The 3,599-nt window shown below is 51.0% G+C and carries 3 protein-coding genes and 3 pseudogenes; all 6 read left to right on the top strand.

The window, feature by feature from the left end:
- Positions 1-306, top strand: a pseudogene (locus tag CPT76_RS16200) (EF-P 5-aminopentanol modification-associated protein YfmF); the annotation flags it as partial.
- A 54-nt stretch (positions 307-360) separates the two neighbouring features.
- Positions 361-1,069, top strand: a pseudogene (yfmH, locus tag CPT76_RS16195) (EF-P 5-aminopentanol modification-associated protein YfmH); the annotation flags it as partial.
- Positions 1,068-1,422: pseudogene (locus CPT76_RS39870) on the top strand (SDR family oxidoreductase); the annotation flags it as partial. The pseudogenes yfmH and CPT76_RS39870, both read left to right, overlap by 2 nt.
- Before the next feature lie 103 nt (positions 1,423-1,525).
- Positions 1,526-1,780, top strand: a complete 255-nt coding sequence (locus CPT76_RS16185; RefSeq protein WP_105443596.1) for a DUF3243 domain-containing protein — start codon at positions 1,526-1,528, stop codon at positions 1,778-1,780.
- Positions 1,781-1,969: 189 nt separating this feature from the next.
- A complete protein-coding gene (locus CPT76_RS16180; RefSeq protein ID WP_076169541.1) occupies positions 1,970-2,737 on the top strand; it encodes a DUF3388 domain-containing protein in 768 nt (255 codons plus the stop codon).
- Between the two features lie 25 nt (positions 2,738-2,762).
- Positions 2,763-3,521, top strand: a complete 759-nt coding sequence (locus CPT76_RS41475; protein WP_374954652.1) for a helix-turn-helix domain-containing protein — start codon at positions 2,763-2,765, stop codon at positions 3,519-3,521.
- Positions 3,522-3,599 lie beyond the last annotated feature (78 nt).

Genomic DNA, 3,599 nt, shown 5'->3' with positions numbered 1-3,599 from the left:
GTGCAGAACTACGAAAAAGACGCTCGATATTATCAGAGCCAGCTCGAGGAAATGCGCTCCGGGCGCATTACCGATCTGGAAATGTCGCAGACGAAGGCGATGATCCGGAATCTGCTTCTTGAAATTGAGGATTCGGCTTTTGAAATGATCGCGTATGACTTCAACCGTCAATTCTCCGGCAAGGACCGGTCAAGAGAAGAACTGCTGCAGCAGGTGGAAGATATTCAAGTCGCGGATGTTCAGGCGGCCGCGTCGACTTTTGATTTGGATACGATTTATTTTCTGAAGGGTCAGAAGGAGGAATAGCCGGTGGAAAAACTTCAGTACGACAATTTGCAGGAGACTCTCTATTATGAAGTGATGGATAACGGCCTTCACGTCTACGTGCTTCCGAAGCCGGGTTTCCAGAAAACCTATGCGACGTTTGCCACTAAATACGGTTCTGTCGACAACCACTTCCGGGTGGAGGGACAGGATGAAATATCGGTTCCGGACGGGATCGCCCATTTCCTGGAGCATAAAATGTTCGAGGAGCCGGAAGGCGACATTTTCGCCACATTCGCCTCCAACGGCGCATCCGCCAACGCATTTACAAGCTTTGACCAAACCGTGTACCTGTTTTCAGCAACCGAGCACATTCCTGAGAATCTGGAAACGCTCGTGAACTTTGTGCAAAATCCTTATTTCACCGACCAGAACGTCGACAAGGAAAAGGGGATTATCGGGCAGGAAATCAACATGTACCAAGATAACGCCGACTGGCGCGTCTATTTTGGCCTGATCGAAGCGATGTATAAAATCCATCCGGTGCACATCGATATTGCCGGTACGGTGGAATCCATCAGCACGATTACGAAGGAGACGCTCTACACCTGCTATAACGCCTTTTATCATCCGAGCAACATGCTGCTGTTCGTCGTCGGCGGAGTAAAGCCGGAAGAAGTGTTCGACCTCGTCCGCGCCAACCAGGCGAAGAAAGATTATCCGCCTACAAGGCAAAATCGAGCGTATCTTTGAGCCGGAGACGGTTGGTGTTGCGGAAAAACGCCGGGTTAACAAGCTGCAGGTCCCAGCGGAGCGGCCGCATTATCAACATATCCTCCGGTCTGGGGGGATTTCGGGCGCTTCCTGCGAAGTGCTGTATCGACCACCAAAGGCGGTATTAACGCTTTTACCAAAGCGCTTGCCAAAGAACTTGGCCCTTCTGGCGTCACGGTGAACGCGGTAGCTCCGGGCGCGGTGGATACCGAGATGCTGAACCATTTGGACGTCGAGGAAAAACGAATGCTCGAGGATGAAATTCCGGCCGGACGGCTGGCGAGACCCGACGAAATTTCGTCCCTCGTTTATTTCCTCGCGCTGCCCGAATCCGGTTACATCAACGGTCAGGTAATAAGCCCCAACGGTGGATGGATTACCTGAGCGGCCAGGACGGTCTTCCCTGCATAGGCGCGCCCCAAACAGGTTATATTACAACTGTTGATCTCAAATCTCATGCGCCACAGCAAAGGGAGGACTTATCAATATGTCAACAGTAGTAAAGAACTTTGATGCCTGGAAAAAGTTCCTTGGGGAACGCGTCGCACAAGCCGAAAAACTGGGGATGAGCGAAGACACCATCGCCAAGCTGGCTTACGAGATCGGTGATTTTCTCGATGAGAAAGTCGATCCGGCCAACGCTTCCAACCGTGCGTTGAAGGAGTTGTGGGAAGTGGGCAACCGTGAAGAGCGCCAGACGATTGCCCGGCTGATGGTTAAATTAGCCAAGAAAAACGCTTAACTTTAGGAAAAAGCCCCCATTTGGGGGCTTTTCTCTAATGTTTACAGAGTTGACCTTGTTTTTCATATGTATTTTATATATCATTAACGTGACCCATGAAATAAAGGCGATTTTTTGGAAGCCTCACCCGAAAGGGTTGCAGGTTTATTTTATTGGAAAACATGGGAAAAGGTCAGATGGGGTGTCGAAGTGGAAGCGAAACAATGGTACATGGAGTATAAGATACATAAGAACCGTCCGGGTCTGCTCGGGGATATTGCATCCCTGCTCGGTATGCTGGAGGTTAACATATTGACAATTAACGGGGTTGAAGGCAAAACGCGGGGAATGTTGCTGGAAACCAATGATGACGAGAAGATCCAATTGATGGGTGCCATGCTGAAAAAGGTCGACAGCATAACGGTCTCTGCGCTGCGGACGCCGAAGCTTGTCGATATTTTGGCTGTGCGCCACGGCCGGTACATCGACCGCGATTCCGATGACCGGAAAACATTCCGTTTTACGCGTGACGAACTTGGGTTACTGGTTGACTTTTTGGGTGAAATATTTAAGAAGGAAGGAAATCAGGTCATCGGGCTACGCGGGATGCCCCGCGTAGGTAAAACCGAGTCCATCATCGCGGGCAGTGTGTGCGCCATGAAGCGCTGGACGTTCGTATCCTCGACACTGCTGCGGCAGACGGTCCGAAGCCAGCTCTCTGAAGACGAAATGAACCGGAACAACGTGTTTATTATCGACGGAATCGTCAGCACGATCCGTTCCAACGAACGCCACTACAACCTGCTGCAGGATATCATGAACATGCCGAGCACGAAAGTGATCGAGCATCCCGATGTATTCGTGCAGGAGTCCGAGTATACGTACGATCATTTCGATATTATTATCGAGCTGCGCAACAATCCGAATGAAGAAATTATTTATGACACTTTCACAAGCACATACAACGACGATCTGTAAGTAATTTGATGAGGAGGTGATGGTGTTGTCTGAACTGGGTCAACAGTTAAGAGAAGCCAGACTGCAGAAGGGCATGAGCCTGGACGACGTGCAGGAAATGACAAAAATCCGCAAAAGATACTTGGAAGCCATCGAAGCAGGGGATTACAAGGTGCTCCCCGGCAGTTTTTATGTGAGGGCTTTTATTAAAACATATGCCGAAACCGTGGGACTCGATCCGGACGTTCTGCTCGAAGGCCACAAGAAGGAAGCTCCTCCGGAGCCGGAAGCGACCATGGAGCCGGTCATTCAGAAGCGGTCCAGCAGCCGCTCCTCGTCGCCTGAACGAAACGTGAAGTGGCTGTCGACCGTGCTGATGTGGACGTTCCCGATTCTGATCATTGTCGTTATTTATTTGTATGCGAACAATGCAAGTTCGCCAAAGAAAGACAATAGCATCGATTCGTCCAAGGTTACGGAGCAGCAGGATCCGACAACGGCTAAGAATCAGGATCCGCCTGCAACAACAACTACGCCGCCGGACAATGCCACCAATCCGGGGGATGACGGCAGCAAGGACAATTCCGGAAATTCGGATACCACAACGACGGATAACACGAACACGGACAGCGGAAATACCGGGGGCAAGGATGCAACAACACCGCCGGATCAAAATGGCACAGACCCTTCAGGCACCGGAACAGATTCTTCGGGAACCGGTACGGACTCGACGGATACGACGAACCAAGGCAATCAAGGCGTAACCGTGGCTCAGGACGGCAAGAAGGGCAAAACGCGATCTTAAGGTGCAGCAGCTCAGGGAACACCGGTTCAGGTGGAAATCAAAGCGACGGGCAAGAGTTGGCTTGAAGTGTACAAAGGC

Source organism: Paenibacillus sp. AR247, assembly GCF_002968895.1.
GTDB classification, from domain to species: domain Bacteria; phylum Bacillota; class Bacilli; order Paenibacillales; family Paenibacillaceae; genus Paenibacillus_AQ; species Paenibacillus_AQ favisporus.
The sequence above is the reverse complement of the archived record's forward strand: the minus strand, read 5'-3'. Positions and strand labels throughout refer to the sequence as shown.